Annotated in this window: 20 protein-coding genes, 1 pseudogene and 1 riboswitch; of the genes and pseudogenes, 7 read left to right on the top strand and 14 right to left on the bottom strand. The window is 73.7% G+C overall.

Annotated elements, in window-relative coordinates; genetic code table 11:
- Positions 1-15: 15 nt before the first annotated feature.
- The 5 genes from F6W97_RS15990 to F6W97_RS15970 form a co-directional block, all read right to left on the bottom strand.
- Entirely contained in the window at positions 16-1,458 is a 1,443-nt protein-coding gene (locus F6W97_RS15990) for a glycine hydroxymethyltransferase (protein ID WP_155371136.1), read from the bottom strand.
- A 20-nt stretch (positions 1,459-1,478) separates the two neighbouring features.
- Positions 1,479-1,569, bottom strand: a riboswitch (ZMP/ZTP riboswitch).
- A gap of 61 nt (positions 1,570-1,630) precedes the next feature.
- Positions 1,631-3,445 carry a glycoside hydrolase family 15 protein gene (locus F6W97_RS15985; protein ID WP_269059695.1) on the bottom strand — a complete coding sequence of 605 codons (1,815 nt, stop codon included), beginning with the start codon at positions 3,443-3,445 and terminating at the stop codon, positions 1,631-1,633.
- A 44-nt stretch (positions 3,446-3,489) separates the two neighbouring features.
- The gene (locus tag F6W97_RS15980) at positions 3,490-3,831 is read right to left on the bottom strand and encodes a YciI family protein (RefSeq protein WP_155371135.1); all 342 of its coding nucleotides are present in this window, start codon (positions 3,829-3,831) and stop codon (positions 3,490-3,492) included.
- 22 nt (positions 3,832-3,853) lie between these two features.
- Positions 3,854-4,252: a GntR family transcriptional regulator gene (locus tag F6W97_RS15975; RefSeq protein WP_155371134.1), complete on the bottom strand. Its 399-nt coding sequence runs from the start codon at positions 4,250-4,252 to the stop codon at positions 3,854-3,856.
- A gap of 13 nt (positions 4,253-4,265) precedes the next feature.
- Positions 4,266-4,904, bottom strand: a complete 639-nt coding sequence (locus F6W97_RS15970) for a maleylpyruvate isomerase N-terminal domain-containing protein (protein WP_155371133.1) — start codon at positions 4,902-4,904, stop codon at positions 4,266-4,268.
- A gap of 210 nt (positions 4,905-5,114) precedes the next feature.
- Here F6W97_RS15970 and F6W97_RS15965 point away from each other — a divergent pair, with 210 nt between their 5' ends.
- The gene (locus tag F6W97_RS15965; RefSeq protein ID WP_155371132.1) at positions 5,115-6,530 is read left to right on the top strand and encodes a hypothetical protein; all 1,416 of its coding nucleotides are present in this window, start codon (positions 5,115-5,117) and stop codon (positions 6,528-6,530) included.
- A gap of 49 nt (positions 6,531-6,579) precedes the next feature.
- Here the strand turns inward: F6W97_RS15965 and F6W97_RS15960 are convergent, their stop codons facing one another.
- Both F6W97_RS15960 and F6W97_RS15955 read right to left on the bottom strand, forming a co-directional pair.
- Entirely contained in the window at positions 6,580-8,013 is a 1,434-nt protein-coding gene (locus F6W97_RS15960; protein ID WP_155371131.1) for an outer membrane protein assembly factor BamB family protein, read from the bottom strand.
- On the bottom strand, positions 8,003-8,476 hold the full coding sequence (locus F6W97_RS15955; protein WP_407924580.1) for a sigma-70 family RNA polymerase sigma factor: 474 nt from the start codon (positions 8,474-8,476) through the stop codon (positions 8,003-8,005). The genes F6W97_RS15960 and F6W97_RS15955 overlap by 11 nt, the downstream gene beginning before the upstream one ends.
- A gap of 86 nt (positions 8,477-8,562) precedes the next feature.
- Here F6W97_RS15955 and hrpB point away from each other — a divergent pair, with 86 nt between their 5' ends.
- Complete coding sequence (gene hrpB, locus F6W97_RS15950; protein ID WP_155371129.1) at positions 8,563-11,145, top strand: ATP-dependent helicase HrpB; 2,583 nt, start codon at positions 8,563-8,565, stop codon at positions 11,143-11,145.
- 6 nt (positions 11,146-11,151) lie between these two features.
- Here the strand turns inward: hrpB and F6W97_RS15945 are convergent, their stop codons facing one another.
- A complete protein-coding gene (locus F6W97_RS15945; protein ID WP_155371128.1) occupies positions 11,152-12,633 on the bottom strand; it encodes a DUF4153 domain-containing protein in 1,482 nt (493 codons plus the stop codon).
- A gap of 108 nt (positions 12,634-12,741) precedes the next feature.
- Here F6W97_RS15945 and F6W97_RS15940 point away from each other — a divergent pair, with 108 nt between their 5' ends.
- The 4 genes from F6W97_RS15940 to F6W97_RS15925 all read left to right on the top strand — a co-directional run bounded on the left by F6W97_RS15940 (position 12,742) and on the right by F6W97_RS15925 (position 16,792).
- Positions 12,742-13,086 (top strand): PadR family transcriptional regulator, encoded by a 345-nt coding sequence (locus F6W97_RS15940; RefSeq protein WP_155371127.1) that lies wholly within the window; start codon positions 12,742-12,744, stop codon positions 13,084-13,086.
- On the top strand, positions 13,083-14,558 hold the full coding sequence (locus F6W97_RS15935) for a hypothetical protein (RefSeq protein WP_155371126.1): 1,476 nt from the start codon (positions 13,083-13,085) through the stop codon (positions 14,556-14,558). The genes F6W97_RS15940 and F6W97_RS15935 overlap by 4 nt, the downstream gene beginning before the upstream one ends.
- Positions 14,559-14,567: 9 nt before the next feature.
- Entirely contained in the window at positions 14,568-15,467 is a 900-nt protein-coding gene (locus tag F6W97_RS15930; protein WP_230686717.1) for an NAD(+)/NADH kinase, read from the top strand.
- A gap of 200 nt (positions 15,468-15,667) precedes the next feature.
- Positions 15,668-16,792, top strand: coding sequence for a magnesium and cobalt transport protein CorA (locus F6W97_RS15925; protein WP_230686716.1), 1,125 nt, complete (start codon positions 15,668-15,670; stop codon positions 16,790-16,792).
- A 38-nt stretch (positions 16,793-16,830) separates the two neighbouring features.
- Here F6W97_RS15925 and F6W97_RS15920 read toward each other — a convergent pair whose 3' ends face one another.
- The 4 genes from F6W97_RS15920 to F6W97_RS15905 form a co-directional block, all read right to left on the bottom strand.
- Complete coding sequence (locus F6W97_RS15920) at positions 16,831-18,735, bottom strand: multicopper oxidase family protein (protein ID WP_155371124.1); 1,905 nt, start codon at positions 18,733-18,735, stop codon at positions 16,831-16,833.
- A gap of 170 nt (positions 18,736-18,905) precedes the next feature.
- Entirely contained in the window at positions 18,906-20,420 is a 1,515-nt protein-coding gene (locus tag F6W97_RS15915) for an alkaline phosphatase family protein (RefSeq protein WP_155371123.1), read from the bottom strand.
- A gap of 125 nt (positions 20,421-20,545) precedes the next feature.
- On the bottom strand, positions 20,546-21,193 hold the full coding sequence (locus tag F6W97_RS15910) for an HAD family hydrolase (RefSeq protein ID WP_155371122.1): 648 nt from the start codon (positions 21,191-21,193) through the stop codon (positions 20,546-20,548).
- 74 nt (positions 21,194-21,267) lie between these two features.
- Positions 21,268-22,635, bottom strand: a complete 1,368-nt coding sequence (locus tag F6W97_RS15905) for a mannosyltransferase family protein (protein WP_155371121.1) — start codon at positions 22,633-22,635, stop codon at positions 21,268-21,270.
- Between the two features lie 87 nt (positions 22,636-22,722).
- Here F6W97_RS15905 and F6W97_RS15900 point away from each other — a divergent pair, with 87 nt between their 5' ends.
- A complete protein-coding gene (locus tag F6W97_RS15900) occupies positions 22,723-24,183 on the top strand; it encodes a serine/threonine-protein kinase (protein ID WP_155371120.1) in 1,461 nt (486 codons plus the stop codon).
- Between the two features lie 62 nt (positions 24,184-24,245).
- Here the strand turns inward: F6W97_RS15900 and F6W97_RS15895 are convergent, their stop codons facing one another.
- Positions 24,246-24,674, bottom strand: a complete 429-nt coding sequence (locus F6W97_RS15895; RefSeq protein ID WP_155371119.1) for a roadblock/LC7 domain-containing protein — start codon at positions 24,672-24,674, stop codon at positions 24,246-24,248.
- A pseudogene (locus F6W97_RS40130) lies at positions 24,671-24,941 on the bottom strand (hypothetical protein); the annotation flags it as partial. The pseudogene F6W97_RS40130 and the gene F6W97_RS15895, both read right to left, overlap by 4 nt.

The raw sequence follows: 24,941 nt of genomic DNA, 5'->3' as shown, positions 1-24,941 counted from the left end.
CACCTGCGCCGATACTCAGCCGAGGTCGATCGTCGGGTACAGCGGGAAGCCCTTGAGCAGGTCGTCGGTCTGCCCGGCGACCCGGTCGGCGACACCGTCGGCCAGCACGTACGCGGCCTTGGAGGGCTTGCCCTCGGTGGTGCCGGGCGTGGTGCCCGCCAGCACGGTGTGGATCAGGTCGGCGATCTGGTCCATCTCGGCCGTGCCGAGGCCGCGCGTGGTCAGCGCCGGGGTGCCCAGCCGGATGCCGGAGGTGTACCAGGCGCCGTTGCGGTCCTGCGGCACCGCGTTGCGGTTGGTGACGATGTTCGAGTCGAGCAGCGCCGACTCGGCCTGCCGGCCGGTGATGCCGTACGACGACACGTCCAGCAGCACCAGGTGGTTGTCGGTGCCGCCGGTGACCAGCTTCGCGCCGCGCTTGAGCAGGCCCTCGGCCAGCGCGTGCGCGTTGTCGACGATGCGCTGGGCGTAGTCGCGGAACTCCGGCCGGCGGGCCTCGGCCAGCGCGACCGCCTTGGCCGCCATGACGTGCGGCAGCGGGCCGCCGAGCACCATCGGGCAGCCGCGGTCGACCTGGTCGGCCAGCTCGGTCTGGCACAGCACCATGCCGCCGCGCGGGCCGCGCAGCGACTTGTGCGTGGTGGTGGTGACGATCTGCGCGTGCGGGATCGGGTCGAAGTCGCCGGTGAGCACCTTGCCCGCGACCAGGCCCGCGAAGTGCGCCATGTCGACCATCAGGGTCGCGCCGACCTCGTCGGCGATCTCCCGCATGATCCGGAAGTTCACCAGCCGGGGGTACGCCGAGTAGCCCGCCACGATGATCAGCGGCCGGAACTCGCGCGCCGACTTGGCCAGCGCGTCGTAGTCGACCAGTCCCGTCGCCGGGTCGGTGCCGTAGCTGCGCTGCTCGAACATCTTGCCGGAGATGTTCGGGCGGAAGCCGTGCGTGAGGTGACCGCCCGCGTCCAGCGACATGCCGAGCATGCGCTGGTCGCCCAGCTCGCGGCGCAGCGTCGCCCAGTCGGCCTCGTTCAGGTCGTTGACGTGGCGGGCCTGCGCCTTGGCCAGCGCCGGGCTCTCCACCCGCTGGGCGAGCACGGCCCAGAAGGCGACCAGGTTGGCGTCGATGCCCGAGTGCGGCTGGACGTAGGCGTGCTGCGCCCCGAACAGCTCGCGGGCGTGCTGGGCGGCGAGCGCCTCGACGGTGTCGACGTTCTTGCAGCCGGCGTAGAAGCGACGGCCGACGGTGCCCTCGGCGTACTTGTCGCTGAACCAGTTGCCCATGGCCAGCAGCGTCGCGGGTGAGGCGTAGTTCTCGCTGGCGATCAGCTTGAGCGACTCGCGCTGGTCGGCGAGTTCGGCGCCGATCGCGGCGGCGACCGCCGGCTCGACGGCGCGGATGGCGTCCAGCGCGTGGCGGTAGGCCAGGGATTCGCTGGACAGGGACGCGTCGGACATGCGGACCTCCTAGACAGGACGGAAGAGGCCCAGGCGCACGGCACAGCGTCACGATGACGGAGCCGCTCCCCGATGGTGTCCCATCCCAGCGCGCCAGTCACGGCCCACCGCCCAGCCTAACAAGCCCCGGGCCGCCCCGCCCGCCACCGCACCGGCCCGCCCACATCCTGGGTCAGCCGAGGGCGCGGTCGAGGTTGAAGGCGGCGGAGATGAGGGCCAGGTGGGTGAAGGCCTGGGGGAAGTTGCCGAGCTGTTCGCCGGTCGGACCGATCTGCTCGGCGAACAGGCCGACGTGGTTGGCGTAGGTGAGCATCTTCTCGAAGGCCAGGCGGGCCTCGTCGAGGCGGCCGGCCCGGGACAGGGCTTCGACGTACCAGAAGGAGCAGATGGAGAAGGTGCCCTCGGTGCCGCGCAGGCCGTCGGGGCTGACCGTGGGGTCGTAGCGGTAGACGAGGGAGTCCGAGACCAGGTCCCGGCCCAGTGCGTCCAGCGTGGACAGCCATTTCGGATCGGTCGGCGAGATGAACTTCGACAGCGGCATCATCAGCACCGCGGCGTCGAGCACCACGTCGTCCTCGTGCTGGGTGAACGCCTCGCGCTCCGGCGACCAGCCCTTGCGCATGATCTGGTGGTAGACCGCGTCCCGGGTCTCCCGCCAGCGGCGCAGGTCGGCGGGCAGGCCGCGGCGGTTGGCCATGCGGATCGCGCGTTCGATCGCCACCCAGCACATGAGCCGCGAGTACAGGAAGTTCTTGCGACCGCCGCGGGTCTCCCAGATGCCCTCGTCGGGCTGGTCCCAGTGCCCGCACACCCACTCGACCAGCTCCGACACCTCCTCCCAGCGGTCGCTGGAGATGGGCTGCGCCCACTTGTCGTAGAGGTAGATCGAATCGATCAGCGCGCCGTAGATGTCGAGCTGGAGCTGGTCGACCGCGGCGTTGCCGACCCGTACCGGAGCCGAGCCGCGATATCCCTCCAGGTGCGGCAGCTCCCGCTCGTCGAGGTCGGTCCGGCCGTCGATGCCGTACATGATCTGCAGCGGCCCGTCGGGGCCGTCGCCGCGCAGCGCCACGTGGCGCTCCAGGAAGTCCATGAACGCCGAGGCCTCCTCGGTGAAGCCCAGGCGCAGCAGCGCGTACACGCAGAACGCCGCGTCGCGGATCCACACGTAGCGGTAGTCCCAGTTGCGCTCGCCGCCGATCTGCTCCGGCAGGCTGGTCGTGGCGGCCGCGACGATCGCACCGGTCGGGGCGTACGTGAGCAGCTTCAGGGTCAGCGCCGAGCGGTGCACCATCTCGCGCCACCGGCCCCGGTACCGCGACGCGGAAAGCCACCGCCGCCAGTAGCCGACCGTGGCGTTGAACTGCTCCTCCGCCTCGGCCACCGGGCAGGAGCGCGGCCGCACCTCCGCGGTGACCCGGTCCAACGCGAACACGGCCGTCTCGCCCTCACCGAGGGTGAACAGCGCCCGCGCGTCACCGTCGTCGTCGACGACGTCGACGCTGCTGGTCAGTGCCAGCGACAGCACCGGGCACTCGAAGATCACCTGGTCGCCGTCGCGGCGCAGCACATGCTCCTGCCGCCCGTAGTCGAAGCGCGGCGCGACCAGCGCGGCGAAGGGCAGTTTCCCGCGTACGCAGAGCACCCGGCGGATCAGGCGGTGCCGCCCCGCCTCGGTGGGGTCACCGACGATCGGCATGAAGTCCTGGATCTCGCCCACGCCCTCTTCGGCGTAGAACCGGGTGATCAGGACGTTGGTGTCCGGGAAGTAGAACTGCTTGGTCTGCGCGGGGACGGCCGGGGCCAGCTCGAACCGGCCGCCCCGGTCGGCGTCGAGCAGCGAGGCGAACACGCTGGGCGAGTCGAACCGCGGGCAGCAGTACCAGTCGATGGTGCCGTTCACCCCGACCAGTGCCACGCTGCGCATGTCGCCGATCAGCCCGTGATCGGCGATGGCCAGATAGCGTCCCGCCTCCCCGTCCACCACACGGCCAGCATATGACCGAATTGCGAAAATTGGCCGCCTTCGCGTCAGCCGGGCAGGGTGATCGTCTGGCCGGGGGCGGCCATCGTGCCGGGCGGGCACCAGTAGGTCATCACGTCGACGGCCAACCGCCCGGCGCGGACCGCGGGGTCCTGCTCGGCCAGGCGGCGCGCCTCGTCCTGCGAGCCGGTGCGGAAGAAGACCAGGCCGCGCAGCGACTCGTCGGGCCCGTCGAGCACCGGGCCGTTGGTGACCACGTGGCCCGAGGCGCGCAGCCCGGCCAGGTAGGCCAGGTGCTCCGCCTGGATGCGGGCGGATGCGGCGTCGTCGTACTCGACCGGGTTCGCCGGGCGGCGCAGCATCACCAGTTCGAAGGTCTCCAGTTCCATGGCGAACAGTGTGCCCGGCAGGTCAGACACGGGTCCGGCCGGAGGCGGGCTGCTCGGCGTCGACCCGGCGCAGCGCCTGGATCGCGCCGTCGAGGCTTGCCCCGAGCGCGCGGGCCGCCGCCCGGTACGCCCGCGCGGCCTCGTCGAGCCTGGCCATCGCCTCGGCGGGCGGCAGGTCGGGGCGGCGCTCGGCGACCGTGGTGCCATGTCGCACCCGGCTCACCACCAGGCCCGCGGCCTCCAGTTCACGGTAGGAGCGGGCCACCGTGTTCACGGCGAGACCGAGGTCCGCGGCGAGCTGCCGGATCGTGGGCAGGTGCGCGCCGGGGGCCAGCCTGCCGTCGCCGATCATCGCGGCGATCTCCGCCCGCACCTGCTCGTACGGCGGGACGGCGCTGTCGTGATCGAGGTCGAGTCGCATCGGCGTAGCCCTCTCAGAACGCGGTGATGCTCGCCGGGGCGCGTTCGGCCCGGCTCAGCGCGCGGATGACCGCGGCCTGCCCGTGGCGGCGCACGGCGAGCTCGCCGAGCAGCGCCAGCACCGGGTCGAGCACGTCCCGCGGCTGGTCGGGCGTGGGCACGCCGACGCTGTACGCCAGGTCGTCGGAGTGCACGGTGATCTCCATCAGCCGGGTCACCAGGAAGTCGTCCAGCAGCATCGCCCACGGTCCGGCCGGTGGGCTGACCAGGCGGTCGGCGGGCTCCTCGGCCAGCAGCGAGCGCAGCTCGGCCACCGCCAGCCCGGTCTGCGCCACCAGCTCACGCGGACCGGCCTCGGCCAGCGCCTCGCCGCCCTGCCGGATCTGCACGTTGACCTCGGCGTCGAGGTCCGCGCCGAGCCACCGCACCCGGCCGTAGTGGTCGGCGAGGGCGACCGGCGGCCCGTCCGGCGCCGGTGCGCGCAGCACCCGCGGCACGTTCACCACCTGGGCGGCCAGGTGCCCGGCCAGCCCGGCGACCGTGAAGCCGTCCAGCGCGCTCGGCTTCGCCCAGGCCGAGGCGACGGCCGGGTCGCCGACCAGGGCCGCGGCCGACAGCGCGGCCTGCAGGTACGCCTCACGCACCGCGCTCATCCGAGCCTCCCGGTCGTCGCACTCTTCGGCGAACACCCTAACCCGCACCGCCGGCGCGCACCGGCGGCTCGTACCGCCGGGCCGCACGGACTGACCGTGGGGCGTACGCCGCCGTATCCCCCTCCCGCACGGACCGTTCTTGATGATTGACCCGGACCTGCGCCCGCGTGCGCAGGTCCGGAGTCGACCCGCCGTTGAAAGGGATCGAACGTGCACGACGGTTCGCTGCTCACCGCCGAACGGACCCAGCCCGCCACGCCGGGGCCGGTGCCTGTGCCCGCCGCGGGCCGGACCCCGCGCCCGGTCGCGATCGCGGTGCTGGCCGGGGCCGGACTCACCGTCGTCGCCGCGGTGCTGGCGGCCGTGCAACTGCTGCCGGCGGGCTCGCGGGCGGGTGCGTGGCGCTACCGCTACGTGCACACGTTCGCCTGGGAGATGCTGCTGCCGTTCGCGGGCGCCACGGCCGCGGTGCTGGCCCTGCTGTGGCTCACCCACCGACTCGGCGCACGCCACGAGCGGCTCGCGCTGGCCATGTGGCTGTGCGCCGCCGTCCCGCTGCAGCTGGTCGTGCGCGCCGCCGACGAGGTGTCGCTGGGCGCGGTCGTCGGCAGCGACCGGGCGAACTCCTTCTACTCGCCGTCGCTGCGCTTCTCCGCGTACGAGTACCTGACGCGATTCGAGGAGATCGTGCACGCGCTGCCGCAGCACGCCCGCTCGAACATGCCCGGCAAGACGCTGCTCTACCACCTGCTCGGCATGTTCACCACGAACCCGGCCGCGCTCGGCATCCTGATCATGGCGGTGTCCAGCCTGAGCGCCCTGCTGGTCTACCTGGTGGTACGCGAGGTGCTCGGCGACCGTCGGGTGGCGCTGTACGCGCTGATCCTGTGCCTGCTGGTGCCGGGCCGGCTGTACTTCCTGCCCATCCTCAACGCCGTCTCGCCGGTGCCGATCCTGCTGTCGCTGTGGCTGTTCACGCGTTACCTGCGCAGCACGCACTGGGGCTGGGCGGTGGGCGTGGGCGCATCGCTCTACCTGGTGTTCTTCTTCGAGCCGCTGCCGCTGGTGATGGGGCTGACGTTCGCGGCGCTGGCCGCGCTGGCGCTGTACCACCGCCGGCTGGACTGGGTCGGGCTGCTCAAGCTGGTGTCGCTGACCCTGGCCGCCTTCGCCGGGGCGTACCTCGGCACGAAGCTGGTGTTCGGCTACGACCTGTTCGTGAACCTGGCCGAGGTGCTGGCCGACGCGACCGACTTCAACGAGCGCGCACACCGGCCCTACGACGTGTGGGTGGTGCGCAACCTCGGCGACTTCGCGCTCTGCGCCGGGATCGCGGCCACCGTGCTGATCGGATATGCCGCCTGGGACGCGGTGCGGCGCGGGGTGGCCCGGCCCATCGCCGCGCTGACCCTGTCCGGGCTGGCCGTGCTGGCCTTCCTCGACCTGGTCGGCATCAACCGCGGCGAGACCACCCGGCTCTGGATCTTCCTCGCGGTGTTCCTGACGATCCCGGTGGCCTGGGTGTGCGCCCGCTCGTCCCGGTCCTGGCCCTTCGCCGTGGTCGCCGTCGCGATGATCCTGCAGATCGCGGCGACCACGCCGATGATCGGCTTCATCCGTCCCTGAGCCGGGCCCGCGCGGCGCCCCACCCAGGTCGGGTGGGGCGCCGCGCTGTTCACCGGGCGTACCGGTAGACGCCGACCCCGTCCTTGGTCGGGCAGGTCAGCATGGTCGCGTTCGCCGAGCAGTAACCGGTGACCCCCGGCTGCCCGAGGGCGACGTTCTCGCCGGTGGCCAGCTGATGGCCGGAGACGCCCGCCTGGCCGACGACCAGGAGATTGCCGGACTCGACCCACATGGCCTGACCGTCCAGACTCGCCAGCGGCGTGCCGTCGGCGGCGAGGACCACGGACGGCTCGCCCATGACCACCAGCCCGGCCTGTGCCGGGAGCACGCCGCGCACCCTGGCCTTCACCTCGTGCTGCCAGACCGTCGCGCCGGTACGCGGGTCGATCACCGTCAGCGTGGCGCTCTCGCCGGTGTCGCCGGTGACGGCGCAGAAAAGTCCCCCGGCCAGGCACGGCGACGGCCAGGCCCCGTCGAGGTTCGCCTGGACGGCGACGTCCGTCCCGGCGGGCGACCCGTCGAGCGGCAGGGCGCTGACCCTGCCCCCGGCGAACTGGTACAGCACCCCGTCGACCACGGTCTCCTGCCGCAGCCGGTCCCCCTCCGCGGGCAGCACCGGCGCGGTGAGCTCCCGCTCCACCCGGCCGGTCGCCACGTCGCGCAGCTGCGCCCGCCCGTCGGCCAGGTGCAGCACGACACGCCGGTCCGCGGGTGCCCGGCCCGCGAAGCCGCCCACGGCGTACAGCTCGGACATGGTGCGCAGCGCGTTGGTGCCGGACTGCGCCACCCGGTCGGTGACCGTCCAGCGCGCCTTGCCGGTGCGCAGGTCGAGCGCCTCGGTGACGCCGCGCTGCACCCAGGTGATCACGAGCGTGTCGTCGTAGAGGACCCGGTCGGTGTCGTTGAAGGAGTAGGGCAGCGTCCACATGATCTTCCCGGTGGCCGGGTCGACGGCGATGATCGTGTCGCTGCCATCCTTGATCAGCGGGTTGTCGAAGCCCTGCTCGGTGAGCAGCAGGATCGCCCCGGCGGACACCTCCATGCCGTTGGTGTCGCCGAACTTGCCCAGCGACAGCGCCGGCCACAGCGGCTTCGCGGTGGTCAGGTCGACGCCGCCGACCCACTCGGTGCCGTCCTCGGCCATCCACATGGCGTACGAGCGGTCGCCGGCGGTCTCGGTCATGCCGAACCGGACCGGCCCCGTGAAGCGGATGACCGGGTCGGCGGAGCCGTCGAAGGGGAGGAACTCCGTCGCGGCGGGCAGCGCCGGGAGCACCGGCCGCACCGGGGTGGCCGCGGGTGCCAGCACGGCCTGCGCGGCGAACAGCGCGGCGAGCAGGGCAGCCGCGGCGGCGAGCAGGCCGCCGAACGACCGGCGGCGGCGCTGGGCGGCCCGCGCCCGCACCGCGGACAGCTCCGGGGGTGGCGCCGCGTCCACGCGGTCGGCCAGCCTCGCGTAGAGGCGGTCCAGCTCAGTTGACATGGCTGCGCTCCCCCAGGGCTGCGGCGAGGCCGGCCCGACCCCGGGCCAGCCACGACTTGACGGTGTTGACCGGCACCGACAGCTCCACGGCGATCTCCGCCACGGGCTGGTCGAGCAGGTAGTGCATCGCCAGCACCCGGCGCTGGTCGATGGGCAGGGTCTTCAGCGCCGCGACGAGGGTCATCAGCTCGTCGTCGGGGGGCGGCACGTTCGGTGGTTCGGGCAGCCCGGCGGCCCGGCGCACGGTCAGCCGCCGCCACCAGTCGGTGGCCAGCCGGGTCACCACCAGCCGCAGCCACGCCTCGGGGTTGTCGTAGCGCTGCAGCTTCGGCCAGCGCTGCCAGGCACGGGCGTACGCCTCCTGGGTGAAGTCCTGCGCCTCGGCCAGGCCACCCGTGAGGCCGTACGCGAAGCGCATCAGCCGCGGGGCGGTGCCCCGGTAGAACGCCTCGAAATCTGACACTGTCACCTCTGGAACACGGGGCGGGCCGCTGCCAGGTTGCAGCACCGCCGGGGTTGTCGACAAGCGCCGTCCGGCAGACTGGGCGGGTGCTTGCTGACGTGGCTGGAACCGACCTCCCGGTGCGGCAGGCGCTGCCCGCGCTGCTGGCGGCGCTCGCCGGGCACGGCGCGGCCGTGCTGGTCGCGCCGCCGGGCTCGGGCAAGACCACGCTCGCCCCGCTGGCGCTGGCGGGCGAGGTCACCGGCCGGGTGATCGTCGCCGAGCCCCGCCGGGTCGCCGCCCGCGCCGCGGCCCGCCGGATGGCCGAGCTGACCGGCACGCCGCTGGGCGGGCCCGTCGGGTACAGCGTGCGCGGCGACAGCCGCACCAGCGCCGCCACCCGGGTCGAGGTGGTCACCACCGGCCTGCTGGTGCAGCGGCTGCAACACGATCCGGAGCTGGCCGGGGTCGGCGCGATCCTGCTCGACGAGGTGCACGAGCGCCAGCTCGACTCCGACCTGGCGCTGGCCTTCACCACCGACGTGCGCGCCGCGCTGCGCCCCGATCTGCTGCTGGTCGCCGCGTCCGCCACCGCGCAGGCCGAACGGCTCTCCGCGGCGCTGGGCGCGGGCACTCCGGTCGTCACCGCGTCCGGCACGCCGTACCCGATCGAGGTGCGCTGGCGTCCGCCGACCGGCCCGGTGAACGCGCCCTACGGGCTGCGCGTCGACCCGCGGCTGCTCGACCACGTCGCCGCCGTGATCCGGGCGGCGCTGCGCGAGGCCGCCGGCGACCTGCTGGTGTTCCTGCCGGGCGCGGGCGAGATCGAGGGCGTCGCCGGGCGGCTGGCCGGTCTGCGCGCCGAGGTGGACCTGCTCACCCTGCACGGCCGCCAGGCCGCGGGCACCCAGGACGCCGCGCTGCGGCCGGGACCGCGCCGGCGCGTGGTGCTGGCCACCGCGGTCGCCGAGAGCAGCCTGACCGTCCCGGGCGTACGCGTCGTCGTGGACGCCGGGCTGGCCCGGGTGCCGCGTACCGACCTCGGCCGCGGGCTGGGCTCGCTGGTCACCGTGCGGGCCTCACGGGCGTCCGCGCACCAGCGGGCCGGGCGCGCCGGGCGCGAAGGCCCCGGTGTGGTCTACCGCTGCTGGTCGCAGGCCGAGCACGACCGGCTGCCCGAGCACCCCGACCCGGAGATCGCCTCGGCCGACCTGACCGCGTTCGTGTTGCAGCTGGCCTGCTGGTCCAGTGCGGACGGCGCGGGCCTGGCCCTGCTCGACCAGCCGCCGCCCGCCGCCGCGCAGGTGGCCCGCGAGACGCTGACCGCGCTGGGCGCGCTCGACGCCGACGGGCGGGTCACCGGGCGCGGCCGGGCCATCGCGGGGGTCGGCGCGCACCCGCGCCTGGCCCGCGCCCTCCTCGACGCGGCCGGTGAACTCGGCCCGCACCGCGCCGCCGAGGTCGTCGCCCTGCTCGGCTCGGATGTTCCGATCGGGACCGACGACCTGGCCGCGGCCTGGCGACGGCTGCGCGACGGCGCCGACGCGGCCGCGAGCGCCACCTGGCGCACCGAGGTCCGCCGCCTGACCGGCAACCTGCGCACCGGTGGCTCCGCCGCCTCGTCCGGCGAGATCCGAGGCAGAGCCGATGACACGGGCCGGGCCGATCCCGCAGCGGGCACGCGTGCGCGGGACGGCTCGGGGCGGCTGACCGATGACCTGGCCGCCGCCCTGGTCGTGGGGCTCGCCTACCCGGAGCGGGTGGCGCGGGTCCGGGGCGCGGGCAGCCGGGCGTACCTGATGGCCGGGGGCACCGCCGCCGAGCTGCCGCCGGGTTCCCCGCTGACCGGGGTGTCCTGGCTGGCCGTGGCCGCCGCGGACCGGCAGCCGGGCAGCAGCTCGGCCCGGATCCGGCTGGCCGCCGCGACCGACGAGCCGACCGCGCGGCTGGCCGCGGCCCCGCTGCTGGCGACCGGTCCGGAGATCGCCTGGTCCGATGGCGACGTGGTGGCCCGGCAGGTGACCCGGCTGGGCGCGATCGTGCTGACGGAGCGTCCGCTCGACCGCCCCGACCGGGAACTGGTGGCGCAGGCGCTCGCCGAAGGGCTGCGCCGGGAAGGGCTGCGGCTGCTGCGCTGGACCCCGGAGGCGGACGCGCTGCGCGAGCGGATGGCGTTCCTGGCCCACGCGCTGGGCGATCCGTGGCCGCCGGTCGACGACGAATCCCTGCTGGCCGATGCCGGGCAGTGGCTGGGCGGGGCGCTGCACAACGCACGCCGCCGCGCCGACCTGCAGCGCGTCGACGTCGCCGCGGCTCTGCGCGCCCTGCTGCCCTGGGCGCAGGCGGCGCAGCTGGACCAGCTCGCCCCGGAGCGGTTGGAGGTGCCCAGCGGGTCGCGGGTCCGCATCGACTACGCCGATCCGGCCGCCCCGGTGCTGGCGGTGAAGGTGCAGGAGGCGTTCGGCTGGACGCAGACGCCGCGGCTGGCCGGCGGGCGGGTGCCGGTGGTGCTGCACCTGCTCTCCCCCGCCGGGCGGCCCGCCGCGGTCACCGGGGACCTGGTCTCGTTCTGGCGCAACGGATACCCGCAGGTCCGCGCGGAGCTGCGCGGGCGCTACCCGCGCCACCCGTGGCCGGAGGATCCGACGACGGCCGAGCCGACCCGCCGGCTGCAGCCGCGCAACCGCTGAACCCGGTCAGCCGCCGCGCTGCCCGTCGTCGGTCCCGTCGTACGGGGCGGCTGGGCACAGCAGCAGGGAAGACGCCAGCGGGGGGCGCTCGGCCAGCAGCGCGCGGGCCCGCGCCCGGCCCAGGTTGACGGCGTACCAGGGGTCGGGCTCGCGCAGCTCGTCGGCGAGGTGGACGAGGGCGCAGCTGCGGTGCGGCTCCGGCAGCCGGTCCAGCTCCACGGCGGCGTCCGCGGACAGCACCGCCAGATATGCCGCGTCGAGGTGCCCGTCGTGCTCGTACCGGTCGATGACGGTGCGGGCGACCAGCGCGTCCGGGTTGACGGCGACCAGCCCGCACAGGACCAGCACCGCCGAGCCGACGACGACCTGCGGGAGCAGGCGCGAGCGCAGCCGCACCCCGGCCACGAGGATCGCCACGAAGAGCAGGCCGAGCCACAGCACCATGGCGTCGGCCAGCAGCCGGGGCCGGGTGAAGCCGTACGCCTGCACGTACAGCGCCATCCGGGTCACCGCCGACGCCACCACGACCAGCGCGAACAGGCACAGCGCACCGCCGAGCGCGCGCAGCAGCAACCGGCGGCGCGCGGTGTCCCGGGCGGCGCGCGCCGCGACCACCCCGGCCACCCCGAGCGTCAGCAGGGCGACGGCGAGCAGCTGCCCGAACCCGCCCCGGGCGTACTCGGCGTACGTCGGCCCGGCCGGGTCGAGCACGTACTCGTGGCCCCGGAACCAGGTCGTCACCTGCACCACCACGAAGATCCCGAACAGCGCGTCGAGCAGCGCGACGGTCGGCACCCACTCCCCCGGCAGCAGCATCCGCCGCGTCCGCGCCACGGTGGCAGCGGGCTCCCCGGCCGGGACGGCGGGCGCGCCGGGCTCCACAGGCGGGTGAGCGGTGGCCCCGGAGGTGCGGGTGCGGTGCACGAGAGCGGCCGCCAGCAGCGCCGTCACGACGAAACCGGCGGCTGCCCGGCCCAGCTCGCCCGGACCCGGCAGCAGATCGCGGAGCACGTCGGCGAAGATGCCGTCCGCCGCCGCCAGCAGCGTGCCGAAGACCGCCACGGCGACCAGCGCCACCGCCCAGCCGAGCACGGCGGGCCGGGGCAGGCGCGGTCCCCCGTCCGCACCGCGCTCACCTCCGTCGCGCCGTGCACCCAGCTCGGTGAGCAGGCTGTCCCTGGCGGCCGCGGGCAGCACGAGCGGGGACCGCAGCAGCTGCGGCCAGCCGAGCCCGCCACCGGCGGCGAGTGACGCCAGCAGCAGCGCCGCCGCCAGGCAGAGCACCAGCAGCCAGCCCGCCGCCCGCACCGCCCCCGCACCCGCGAGCAGCACGGCGAGCACTCCCACGCCGATCGCGCCGGGCCGCGCCCGCCGGCGGGCTGCCACCACCACCGCCAGCAGCGTCGCCGCCACCACGACCCAGCCGAGGCCGACCCCGGTGAGCGGCAGCGCGAGCGCTCCGGCGAGGCCTCCGATCAGGACCAGCACGATCGCCTCCAATATACAGTCAGCCGTTATATAGCGGCGACCGTAGTCCGCGACACGACGCGCTGTCCAGCGGTTGACGGTATATATCGTTCCTCGTACTATCAGGCGGTGAGCGCACCACTGCAGGAACCGACCTTTCTGATCCTCTCCGCGCTGGCCGAGGGGCCGATGCACGGTTACGGGGTGATCCAGGAGGTGCAGGCGCTCTCCGGCGGCCGGGTGTCACTGCGCCCCGGCACGCTCTACGGCGCGCTGGACCGGCTCAGCGAGCAGGGCCTGGTCGTGCAGGAGGGCGAGGAGGTCGTCGAGGGGCGGCTGCGCCGCTACTACCGCCTCACCGACCCGGGCGCCGAACTGCTCGCCGTCGAGATTCAGCGGATGACCGGCAACGCCAAGGCGGCTGCGGCACGGCTGCGCCGCCGGGCGGGCGGATCCGCCCCGGCGTCCGCATGACCACACTGGAGCGCCGATACCGGCGGCTGCTGCGGTGGTATCCGAAGTCCTATCGCGACAGCCGCGGTGACGAGATCGTCTCCACGCTGCTCGACCTCGCTCCGCCCGGACGGCGGCGACCCACCCCCGCCGAAGCCGCCGACCTGATCGAGGGCGGGCTGCGCTGCCGGCTCGGCGTGGCACGCGTCGACGGGCTCGACGACGGGCTCGCCCACGCGGCCCCGGTGGCGCTGGCGCTGCTCGGCGGCGCCGGCGCGTTCCTGTGGTGGCGCGTCGAACCGCTCGGGCCGCCCACGCTCGGCCCGGTCGCGTACGCCGCCTGGCTGCTGGCCTGCGCCGTGGCGCTGCTGGGCCCCACCCGCCGGCTCCGGCCCGCGCTGGCCGCGGCGCTGGCCGTCACGCTCGCGCTGCCCGCGGTCGCGCCGCTCACGACGTACGCGCGGCCGCCGCTGTGGGTGCTGATGACGCTGACCGTGTTCGGGCTGATCGCGCTCACCGGCACCGCCCCCGCCCACCGCGACCTGGAGCGCCGGACCACCCCCGCGCTCGGCGCGGTAGCCGTCGCCTGCGGCGCGGACCTCGTCTCCCGCGCTTGGCCCGACCCGCTGACCGGCTACTACCAGCCCGCGTTCGCACAGCTCGGCATGGTCGTAGCCGCCGCCGTCGGCGCACTCGCCGTGCTCGCCCTGTCCGCCGTACGCCGCGGCGCCCCGCCCCGCCCCTGGCTCTGGGCCACCCTCCTCATCGGCCTACCCGGCGCCTGGCTCGGCCCCCTGGACACCGACACCTGGCGCACCACCGACCTCCCTCCCTTCGGCCGCCTCGCCCAGGTCCTCCTCGGCACCACCCTGGTCCTCCTCACCATGGCCCGCCTCCACCACCCAAGATCACGTCGATCTTGCGTGAGCGGTGGGTACGACACGCACTCTTCGGACGGATCGGCAACGGTTCACGCAAGATCGTCTGGATCTTGGGCGGCGGCGGGGTTGGCGGGGTTCGGGGTGGGGTTGGCGGGGTTCGTGGTGGGCATCGGGGCGGTGACGGCGCATGGGCTGTCGACCGTCGCGGTGTGCGGCGTCGCGGCGGCGCTGCTCGGGTCGGCGCAGGCCCCGGGAAAGGCGCGGTCGCTCCGGTTCGGGGCGCTGGTCGCGGTGGGGACGCCGGCCGCGGCGTACGCGGTGGGGGTCTACAGCAACGATTGGACCCTGGGCGGGTGGACCGAGCTGACCAGGACCGCCGGGTTGGCCTCGGTGCTGGCCGTGCTGCCGTTGGCGTTCGGGGCGTACACGGCCTACCGGTCGGCGAGGCAGGTCAGGGTGGTGGCCGCCGGGGTGCTGTGTGCGGGGTGGCTGGGCTGGTTGACGCTGCCGGATCTGCCCGCGTGGGGGCCGGTGCTGCCGGTGCTGGTCGCCGTGCCACTGGTGCGTGCCGCGCTGGCGATAGCGCCCTGGAGGGCGCGCACGGGGCCGTAGAGTGGCAGCGTGGGCCTGGTACGCACGGTGGGTCTGGTGCTGCATCCGCAGCGCGACTCCGTGCCCGCGATCGACACCATCATGGATTGGGCCCGCCGCCGCGACGTCACCGTGCTCGGCCTGCCCGACGAGGTGGGCCGCATCGACTGCGGGGCGATCCCGGTCGAGGCGACGGAGCTGGCCGAGCGGTCCAGCCTGCTGGTGAGCCTCGGCGGCGACGGGACGATGCTGCGCACCATGCGCCTGGGCGCGGGCCGGACCACCCCGGTGCTCGGGGTCAACCTCGGCCGGCTCGGCTTCCTGCCGGAGATCGACGTGGACGGGCTGCCCGCGGCGCTGTCCGCGATCGACAACCACCACTACTCGGTGGAGTCGCGGCTGGCGGTGCGCACCACCCTGCCCGGCGGCCACGAGGTCACCGCGTTCAACGACATCGCGCTGTGCCGGATCCCGGGCGACGGCCTGGCCGGGGTCGCCATCACGGTCGAGGACCACGCGTTCGTGCGCTACGCCGCCGACGCCGTCATCGTGGCCACGCCGACCGGGTCCACGGCGTACGCGTTCTCCAGCGGCGGCCCGATCGTCTCGCCGACCGTGCGGGCCGTGCTGGTGACGGCCGCCGCAGCCCACTCCAGCTTCAACCGCGCGCTGGTGCTGTCCGCCGACGAGCAGCTGGCCCTGCAGGTGCTGCCGACCAGCGGTCGGCTCGCGGTCGAGGTCGACGGGCGCGTCGACGGCTACGTGGAGCCGGGCGACCGGCTGCCCATCACCGCGCTCACCGACGCGGCGCGGGTGGTGCGGCTCGGGCTCACCACGTTCTACGAGCGGGCCCGGCGCAAACTCCAGGTGCGCGGCAGCGCCGAGGTCGACGGGCCCGTCGGCGCACCCGTGTCGCGTACGGCACGATGAGCTGTGCTGATCCGCCGCGCACGGTCGTCGAGGCCGCGTTCGCGCCGCGGTACGCGCCTGATCCGGCCCCCGAGCCGAGTGGGGGATCCATTTCCAGGTCCGGCCGCTGACCGGTTACGACCCGGCCGTGCGGGGAGTGTTCACCTATGCGGAGCCGTTCCGCACCCTCTAGCCGACTAAGATCGCCCCGGGAGGTGACCGTGAGCGACGAACAGCACCCGACAGGCGTCGCCTGGGCGTGGACCGCGCCTCTGCGCAAGGCCGCCTCCCGGATCCGCCCGGCGGGCACGGCCGCCACCGACGACGCCGACAGCGGCGGCGGCGAGCCGGACCGGTCCGTCGTCGACTGCGCGGTGTACGTCGACGGCCGGCGCCGGCCCGGCGCGTGCGACTACGACTCCGGCCTGGCGACCGTGCGGCAGACCCCCGGCTCCTTCCTCTGGCTGGGCCTGCACGAGCCGAGCGAGGCGGATTTCGCGCCGATCGCCAAACGGTTCGGCCTGGACGAGCTGGCCGTGGAGGCGGCGACCACCCGCCGTCAGCGTCCCAAGATCGAGCACTTCGCGGACGTGGCCCTGTTCGTGCTGCGCACCACGCGCTACGTCGAGCACTCGACGCTGACCGAGACCTGCGACGTGGTGGAGACCGGCTCCGTCGTGCTGTTCATCGGCGACGGCTTCGTGATCACCGTGCGGCACGGGCCCGCGGGGCCGCTCGGGCCGGTGCGCGCCGACCTGGAGAAGCGCCCCGACCGGCTGGCCCAGGGGCCGTGGGCGGTGGCGCACGCCGTGGCCGACAACATGGTCGACTCGTACCTTGAGGTGGCCGTGGCGTTCGAGAACGACATCGACGAGCTGGAGGACCACGTCTTCGCGCCGCAGTCGCAGAACCGGGCCGCGCAGATCTACCAGCTCAAGCGCGAGCTGATGGAGTTCAAGCGGGCGGTCGCCCCGCTGCAGCACCCGCTGGCGTCGCTGATCGACGACAAGGAAGGGCTGCCCAAGGAGATCCGGCGCTACTTCCGCGACGTCAACGACCACCTGCTGCGTACGGTGGAGCGCATCGTCACGTACGACGACCTGCTCAACTCGATCCTGCAGGCGCGGCTGGCGCAGCTGTCCGTCGACCAGAACAACGACATGCGCAAGATCGCCGCCTGGGCCGCCATCGCCGCCGCGCAGACCGCCATCGCCGGCGTCTACGGCATGAACTTCGAGTACATGCCCGAGCTGCAGTGGAAGTACGGCTACGCGGGCGTGCTGGCGCTGATGTTCGTCGTGGCGGCCGGGCTGTACCGCGCCTTCCGCCGCTCCGGCTGGCTGTGACGAAGGGGCGACGCGGATCGCGCCGCCCCGGCATCCGGTCAGCCGACCCGGTAGGGCCGCATCATCTCGTTGTCCTCGTGCTCCAGCAGGTGGCAGTGCCACACGTAGCGGCCGGCCAGGTCGAACGTGGCCTTCACCCGGGTGATCTCGCCCGGCAGCGCGATCACGGTGTCCTTGGTGCCGCGCTCGCCCGGCTCCGGCGGCTGCTTGCCGTCCACACCCCGGCCGAGGATCTCGAACTGCACCAGGTGCAGGTGGATCGGGTGGGCGTCGACGCTGAAGTTGTGCAGCTCCCAGATCTCGGTGGCGTTGAGCTTCGGGTCCTCGGTGATCGGGTGGTCCCAGTGCATCGGCATCGCGTGGCCGTGCTCGTCGACCGTGCCGAGCAGCAGCTCGATGGACTGCTCGTGGCCCAGCTCCTCGTCGAGCGAGAGCCGCCGGGTGTTGCTCGCCTGGCCGATCGGCTTGATCCAGGGCAGGTCCAGGTCCTCCGGCGGCGTGCTGCGGTCCTTGCCGGTCAGCCGCCCGACGGTGAAGCGCATGACCTGGCCGGTGGTGGCCGGGTCGGCCGGGTTGAAGGTGCCGTTGTACGGCTCGTCCGGGCCCTCGTTGATGAGGTACAGCTCGGTGCCCGCACGCTGGCCGGTGAAGTCCAGGATGACGTCGGCGCGCTCGGCCGGGCCCATCAGCAGCTGCTGGAGCTGCACCGGCTTGGGCAGGAAGCCGCCGTCGTTGCCGATCTGCCAGATGGGCAGGGCCACGGGCGCGGGTCGGACGGCCAGCGGGTCGGTGGTGACCTTCATGATCAGCACGCGGCCGTTGCAGCCGTTGAGGAAGCGCAGCCGGTAGCGGCGCGGCTCGACCTCCAGCTCCGGCCAGGTGTTGCCGTTGACCATGATGGTGTTCGCGAAGAACTCCGGGTTCCAGATCGGCGGGAACGGCCCTTCCGGGATGTACGGTCCGGCGTCGTCGGCGAACGCGCGGCTGGCCGGGTAGAACAGCGAGCCGTCGGCGTTGAACGAGCGGTCCTGCACCACCACCGGGATCTCGTAGTAGCGCGTGCCCGGCTCGTCGCCGAGCTGCGGGGCCGGGCCGGGCAGCACGCCCGGGGGCAGATCGCTCTTGCCACCGCGCAGCAGGTAGAAGCCCGCGAGCCCGGCGTACACGTTGACGCGCGTCACGCCGAGCGTGTGGTCGTGGTACCACAGGGTCGAGGCGCGCTGGTCGTTGGTGTACTGGAAGGTAGCCGTGCCCGGCTTCCACGCCACCCCGTTGCGCTCCTCGAACTCCGCCCCGAACGCGTCGTAGAACGTGCCCACGGTCGCGTACCCGGCCGGGATGTTGCGGGCCTTCGGCAGGTACCACGCCTCCGGGTAGCCGTCGCTCTCCTCGTGCGTGTGGCCGCCGTGCAGGTGCGTGATGAGCGGCACCGGGCCTCGGTACGGCCCCGGGGTCGAGGTGAACGTGGGCCGCGAGTCGCGCCCGGCGTCGCCGCCCGGCGGGTTCGCCCAGTGCAGCGTCGGGTCCACGGGCAGCAGGTGCGGGCGGAAGTCGCCGTAGGAGTCGACCAGGTCGTTGACCCAGGTGACCCGCACCGGCCGGTCCACCCGGGCCTCGATGGTGTCCGACGGGGTCCGGAAGCTGCGCGGCTGGGACACGTCGCCGTAGCCCCAGACCGTGGTCTGCGGCAGGTTCGACGGCAGGATCTGCTGCCGGAACTGGCGCACCCCGACCAGGTAGCGGGCCACGCCGCCCTCGCCGCGGTGGGCGGGCGGCATCACCGACGGCACCGCCAGCGGCGTCACGTACTTGCGGATCGTGCTCGGGTCGAGCGTGCCCGCCCGGCCCTGCCCGACCGCCCACGCCCACCCGGCACGCTGGGAGATCACGGTGGCGGCGCCCGCGGCCGCCGTCGCCTGGAGAATCCGCCTGCGGTCGACCATGTCGCACACCTTCCGCCGCCCCCGCGCGGCGTCACGAAACTGCCGCGGGGCGTCGGGCGCCCCGCGGCGACGCCGCCCCCGCGCGGCGCCTGCCAGGAGGAACGACTCAATCGACCTTGGGAAACGACGACGCCGCCCGGCCTCGTGGGCCGGGCGGCGCAGCTGGACCGTCAGCTGACCCGCAGGTCGTCGATGACCCAGTACCAGTTGTTGCCGGCGTTGTAGTAGCGGAACTTCACCGTCATCGAGGTGGCCCCGGCGGGCACGGTGACGGTCAGCGCCTCGGCCTTGGCGCGGGCGTCCGCGGTGTAGCGCTTGACCAGCTGGTTCGCGCCGCCGTTGAAGGAGACCAGCACGTCCGCGGTCTGCGAGCCCTCCTGGAGGTAGTGCGTGACGTAGCGCAGCGTCTTCACCGTCCCGGCGGTCACCGGGTACGCGGGCGAGACCAGCGTCGAGTCGTAGGACCCGCCGCCGGAGCGGTCGGCGAACTCGTCGGAGTCGGCCACCGCGAACACCCCGCGCAGCCGCAGGCCGTTCTCCCGGTTCTGGGACGACTGGGTACGGCTCCAGAACTCCTCATTGGTGAACGACCAGCCACGCCACTCGTTCACGCCGCCGGTCGGCATCGCCGAGCGGTCCACCGACCAGCCCGCCGGTGCGGTGTGCGTCCAGCCCTTCACCGTGGCCGGGATGCCGGTCTCGTGCGAGCGGGCCTGCAGCGTGGCGTTCAGGCCGTCGAACGGGTCGGTGGCGCGTACGTTCAGCGGCTTGCTGTCGAGATTCCAGGCCGGGTTGACGGTCACGCCGAGGTGCGCGAAGACGGTGCCGGCCACGTCGGACAGCCGGGTGTCGATCGGGCGCAGGCCCGCGGTGTGACCGGTGCCCTTGGCCAGGATCCAGGTGCGCCGCTCGGCGTCGAGGCCACAGCCGCCGTGCCCGCCCGACGGGTTGTTGTGGCCGTGGTCGGTGGTGACCACGATCAGCCAGTCCTCGCTCGGGTAGGTCGGCCGGGCCGCGATGGCGTCGAGCATCCGGTCGAGCTGGGCGTCCTGCGTCTCGATCGCGGTGCGGTACGCCGTGCCGGTGCCGGTCGAGTGCGCCACCACGTCGGTGTTGCCCAGGTAGACGAAGGTCGCGTCCGGGTCGTTGTGCCGCAGGTGGTTCACCGCGTCGTCGGTGACCTTCACGTCCTCGCCGACGTAGCCGTTGGCGTCGCCGTTGTAGGTGATCCGGGTGTCGATCGCCGAGCCGAACGTGCCCTGGGTGTGCAGCACCGCCCAGTCCAGGATGGACAGCGTCGAGTACGCCGGGTCGGCCTGCTCCAGCCGGGTCAGGAAGTCAGGGTACGTGCCGTACTGCTTGCCGCTGAACGTGTTGTCCTTGACGCCGTGCTTGTCCGGCATGACCCCGGTGGCGATGGTGGACCAGCCGGGCCCGCTGGACGAGTTCGCCACCGGGTTGCAGTAGAGCAGGCTCTCGCCGAGCGTGCCGCCGGCGGCCAGCGCGTCGAGCGTCGGCGCGTTCGCATCGACGACCTTGGCCCAGTTCAGCCCGTCCATGCCGACCACGAGCACCTTCGGGGTGAGCGCGGCGGCCTGGGCGGGCGGTGCGGTGAGGGTGAGCGCGGCCGCTGCCGCGAGGGCGGCGGCGGCCGCGACGGCACGCGGACGGGGCAACGGCGACATGGGTCGACCTCCGATCGGGACGGGATGTCCAGATCAGACCGTGCCGCGATGAACGTTGCGCGACAAGGGCCGCGCGTTCGGACGACACCGCCGTGAAAGGCCGACGTCGCCGCGAAATCCGTGCCCTACCGTACGCCGAGCAGGTCAGGAAGCTTGCGCATGTCGTGGAACACCACCGTGTCCGGGCCTTCGAGCCAGTCGGCCGGTGTCACTCCTCCGGCGTACGCCAGCACCCGCATGCCCGCCGCCCGCGCGGCCTGCACACCGGGTCGGCTGTCCTCGACCACCACGCAGCGCGCCGGGTCGGCCCCCATGCTCTTCGCGGCGTGCAGGAACAGGTCCGGCGCGGGCTTGCCGTTGGCGACCTCGGTGGCCGAGAAGATGCGGCCCTCGAAGCGCTGATAGAGCCCGGTGATGCCGAGCGTGTTGCGCATCTTGTCGTGCCGTCCGCTGGAGGCCACGCAGGTCGGCAGCGTGATCGCGTTGAGCGCCTCGACGATGCCGGGCACCGGTACCAGCCCCGCCTCGTGCGCGGCGAGCTGGCGCGCGACGAACATCTCCGGCCACTGCGGCAGCGGGCGGCCCAGCTTCTGCTCGATCACCGGCACCATCGAGGCAGCCGAGCGGCCGACGAAGGTGTCCAGGATCTCGTCGTCGGTGAGCGGCCAGCCCAGCTCGGCCAGCATCTGCGAGGCGACGCGGATGGCGATGGTCTCCGAATCCACCAGCACGCCGTCGCAGTCGAAGATGACAAGGTCCACCGGATTGATCATCGACGCACTATAGACGCCGCGGGTGGATCGCCCGCACGCCCCCGCGCTTCGGATGACCAGGTGGGACACCGGCCTCAGGCGACGAAGTCCTTCTGCACGAACACGACCACCATCGCGCCCTGCAGGGCCAGCATCGACGTGAGGTAGACGCGGTCGAAGGCCGGGCTGCGCCCCATCCGGGCCAGCACCATGAACGCCACCGTGCACTCGAGCGCGAACCGCCACAGCGAGCTGAGCGGGTAGTGCATGCGGATCGGGTTGGACATCGGCATCAGCACGACAATCGCGGCGAAGATCACCAGGTACGCGTGGTCGCCGCCGAGCCGCCACGGGCCCACCAGGGCGAGCACCAGCAGCAACAGCACGGCCAGTGCCGTGGTCAGGTTGGCGATGTTGCGGATCGAATCGGGATGGAAGACCGACTCGCTGCTGTCGACGAGCGCGACGACGTCGCCGACGACCGTCCAGGGCATCGTGAAGCCCTCCCGGGCCCAGAACTTCTGCGACTCCAGGAAGTGCAGCGCGTCGCCGAAGGCCAGGCGGCAGTAGAGCATGTAGCTCGCGAGTCCCGCGGGCACCAGCACCACGGCGAAGGCGTCGCGGTCGACCAGGGCGCGCAGCGCGCCCCACAGGCGGCGCTCCCGGCCCGCCTCGACCAGCCCGCGCACGGAGAAGCCGCGTTGGCGCAGGTACTCGTAGACGAACGCGGCGCCCAGCATGACCCCGGCCATCCGGGTGGCGCCGGCGTAGCCGGCGAACATCCCCGCCCACCACCACCGACCGCGGCGCATGCAGTACAGCGAGGCCAGCGCGAGCGCCACGAACATCGACTCGTTGTAGGCCGCCGTCAGGTAGAACCCGGTCGGGAAGGCCAGCAGGTAGATGATGGTGCGGCGGGCGTCCTCGACGCCGGACAGCTCGGTGACCAGCCGGTGCGCCAGGATCAGCGCGGCGAGGCAGCACAGCGCCGCGACGATGAGGGCCGCCTCGAAGGTGTCGCCCGGCAGCAGCCGGTCGGCCGCCCGCACGACCATCGGGTAGAGCGGGAAGAACGCCGTGCTGTGCTCGTCGTACGCGTACCCCAGGTTCGCGATGTTCACGTACCACTCGGAGTCCCAGCGGTACCAGGACGAGATGAGCTGGCGGAGGGTGCCCGGGACCGGGCCGGCCTTGCTCTCCAGGTTCTCGGTCGGCAGCCAGGCCACCGCCGTGACCAGTAAGTACGCCAGCAGGCTGCTGACCCAGACCGTGCCCCCGGCGACCACCGAGGGCCGCCAGCGCCGCCACGCCGCGCCGGTGCCGTCGGCCGCCGCCTGCCCCGGCACCGCATCGGCAGCCGCCGGTGCGGGCTCCGCGGGTGGTTCGTCGACGGGCAGGTCGGCAGGCGGGTCCGCCGGGCGGCGGCGCACCGGCACGAGCCCTGGTCCGGGGGTGTCAGACATAGGCAGGAATATAGCCGCGGGCGACGGATCTCACGGTGTCCCTCGTTCGGTGTCACCGCTGGCTGAGACACGGTACGGTTGTCCACCATGTCCGCCTTCACCCCCGGTCTGAAGCTGCACGACCGCTACCTGCTGGATCGCCGCATCGGCACCGGCGGCATGGCGGAGGTCTGGCAGGCCCATGACCTGGTGCTGGGCCGCCCCGTCGCGGTGAAGGTGCTCGCCGGTCCGACCGCCGCGGACCCGGCCCTGCGCGCCGGCGCGCTGCGCGAGGCCCGCTCGGCCGCGCAGCTGACCCACCCGCACATCACGGCGGTGCACGACTTCGGCGAGGTCACCTTCCCCGACGGCCACGTCGAGCCGTACCTGGTGATGGAACTGCTCACCGGCGAGTCGCTGGCCGAGCTGATGGCCCGCGGGCCGGTGGGCTGGGCGCGCGCCGCCACGATCGGCGCGCAGGTCGCCGGGGCGCTGGCCGCAGCCCACTCGCGGGACGTGGTGCACCGCGACGTCAAACCGGGCAACATCATGATCACCGCGACCGGCGCGAAGGTGCTCGACTTCGGCATCGCCGCGATGACCGGCCTGCCCGACGCGACCGGCACGCTCATCATCGGCACCCCGGCGTACGCGGCCCCGGAGCGGCTGCGCCAGAAGGCCGCCGACCCGGCTGCCGACGTGTACGCCCTCGGCGTGCTGCTCATCGAGATGGTGACCGGGCGGCGGCGCAACGGCATCGAGAGCTGGGAGCAGTTCGAGTCCGAGCACGCCCGGCCGCGGCCGCTGCCCGCCCTGCCCGGCGTGCCCCCGGCGATCACCGCCCTGATCGCGGCCGCGGTGGACCCCTCCCCCGCGCGCCGCCCGCGCGCCGCCGACCTGGCCCACGCTCTGGGCGGCATGTCGGTGCAGGCCGTGTCCGGCCCCGCGCCGGCCACCACGCCCGCCGGACCGAATCCGACGCTGCTCGCCCCCACCGGCGGCGCGATCGCCGGCGCCGCCCGGGTGCCCGCGCCCGCGACCCGGGTGCAGGCCGCACCGAAGGCCAGGTCCGCGCCCCCGGTGCGGGTCAAGCGCAGTCGCAAGCCGCTGCTGGCCGTCATGCTGGTGATGGCGATCATCCTGATCAGCGGCGTGCTCATGATCATGTCGGCGCTGCGGGAGCCGCTGGACCCCGCCAACGCCACCCCGACCCGGTCGCCGAACCGGCCCGCCCGGACCACGGCGGCGCCCAAGCCCAGCCCCACGCCCGAGCGGGGCGGCCCGTTCCAGGCGCTGGAACTGCTGTCCGACCTCAACGACGCCGTGCAGAAGCTGCGCGACACCGACGTGATCACCCCGAAGCAGCGCACCGAGCTGACCAACGGGCTCAAGAACATCTCCACGAAGATGCTCCAGGGCGACTGGGACGAGGCGCGCAAGCGGGCCGAGAACCTGCAGAAGAAGGTCGAGGGCTGGGCCGCGGACGCCGAGGACGACGCCAAGGACGCCTACGAGCCGGTGCAGAAGCTGCTCGACGAGCTGGAGGAGCTCGCCAAGCGGAACAGCTGAGACTCACCGCGGCGGCGACCGGCGAGCCGGACGCCGCCGAAGACCGGTATCCCGGCCGTCGGTCAGCGCGGCAGCGCGCGCTGCAGCTCGGCCCGCAGCGCCGGGGTGAGGATCTCGCCGGTCTGCTTGGCCAGCCGCGCCATCTCGAAGCCGACCACGCCCAGGTCGGCGTCGGCGTCGGCGACCACCGCCAGCACCGAGCCGTCGCGGACCGCCATGGTGAGGAAGTAGCCCCGGCCCATCTCGATCACCGTCTGGCGCACCTCGTCACCGTCGGACAGCTGCGCCACGCACCCGGCGATGCCGATCAGGCCGGAGGTGACCGCGGCCAGCTGGTCGGCGGTGGCCCGGTCGAGGTTCGCCGAGACCGCGACCACCAGGCCGTCCGAGGACGCCACCACGGCGTGCCGGGCCCCCGGCACCCGGTCGGCGAATCCGGCGACCAGCCAGTTGAGGTCCTGGGCCGGCTTGCTGAGCGTCGCTGTGGTCATGGCTCCCCCTTGATGTCGTCCGGTGCCGTCGCCGACGCCGTCGCGCCGTCGCCGGCCTGGCCCCGCCGTACGCCCTCGTACAGCCGGGTCAGGGTGGCGGCCGTGGCCGCCGGGTCGGGCTCGCGCCGGCGTTGCGGAACGCTCGGCGGTTCGACGGCGCCCGGCATCGGGCGGGCGGATGCGGCGCCCGGCATCGGGCGGGCGGGCGCGGGGCCCGGCATCGGGCGGGCCGGGGCGGCCCCCGGCATCGGGCGGGCCGGGGCGGCC

This window comes from Catellatospora vulcania, from assembly GCF_009720385.1.
Taxonomy (GTDB): Bacteria; Actinomycetota; Actinomycetes; order Mycobacteriales; family Micromonosporaceae; genus Catellatospora; species Catellatospora vulcania.
The sequence above is the reverse complement of the archived record's forward strand: the minus strand, read 5'-3'. Positions and strand labels throughout refer to the sequence as shown.

Bases quoted from the DNA above. Each gene is read 5' to 3' on its own strand.
- F6W97_RS15990 (WP_155371136.1), bottom strand. From the start codon at position 1,458: ATGTCCGACGCGTCCCTGTCCAGCGAATCCCTGGCCTACCGCCACGCG.
- F6W97_RS15980 (WP_155371135.1), bottom strand. From the start codon at position 3,831: ATGGAACTGGAGACCTTCGAACTGGTGATGCTGCGCCGCCCGGCGAAC.
- F6W97_RS15975 (WP_155371134.1), bottom strand. From the start codon at position 4,252: ATGCGACTCGACCTCGATCACGACAGCGCCGTCCCGCCGTACGAGCAG.
- F6W97_RS15970 (WP_155371133.1), bottom strand. From the start codon at position 4,904: ATGAGCGCGGTGCGTGAGGCGTACCTGCAGGCCGCGCTGTCGGCCGCG.
- F6W97_RS15960 (WP_155371131.1), bottom strand. From the start codon at position 8,013: ATGTCAACTGAGCTGGACCGCCTCTACGCGAGGCTGGCCGACCGCGTG.
- F6W97_RS15935 (WP_155371126.1), top strand. From the start codon at position 13,083: ATGACCACACTGGAGCGCCGATACCGGCGGCTGCTGCGGTGGTATCCG.
- F6W97_RS15920 (WP_155371124.1), bottom strand. From the start codon at position 18,735: ATGGTCGACCGCAGGCGGATTCTCCAGGCGACGGCGGCCGCGGGCGCC.
- F6W97_RS15915 (WP_155371123.1), bottom strand. From the start codon at position 20,420: ATGTCGCCGTTGCCCCGTCCGCGTGCCGTCGCGGCCGCCGCCGCCCTC.
- F6W97_RS15910 (WP_155371122.1), bottom strand. From the start codon at position 21,193: ATGATCAATCCGGTGGACCTTGTCATCTTCGACTGCGACGGCGTGCTG.
- F6W97_RS15905 (WP_155371121.1), bottom strand. From the start codon at position 22,635: ATGTCTGACACCCCCGGACCAGGGCTCGTGCCGGTGCGCCGCCGCCCG.
- F6W97_RS15900 (WP_155371120.1), top strand. From the start codon at position 22,723: ATGTCCGCCTTCACCCCCGGTCTGAAGCTGCACGACCGCTACCTGCTG.
- F6W97_RS15895 (WP_155371119.1), bottom strand. From the start codon at position 24,674: ATGACCACAGCGACGCTCAGCAAGCCGGCCCAGGACCTCAACTGGCTG.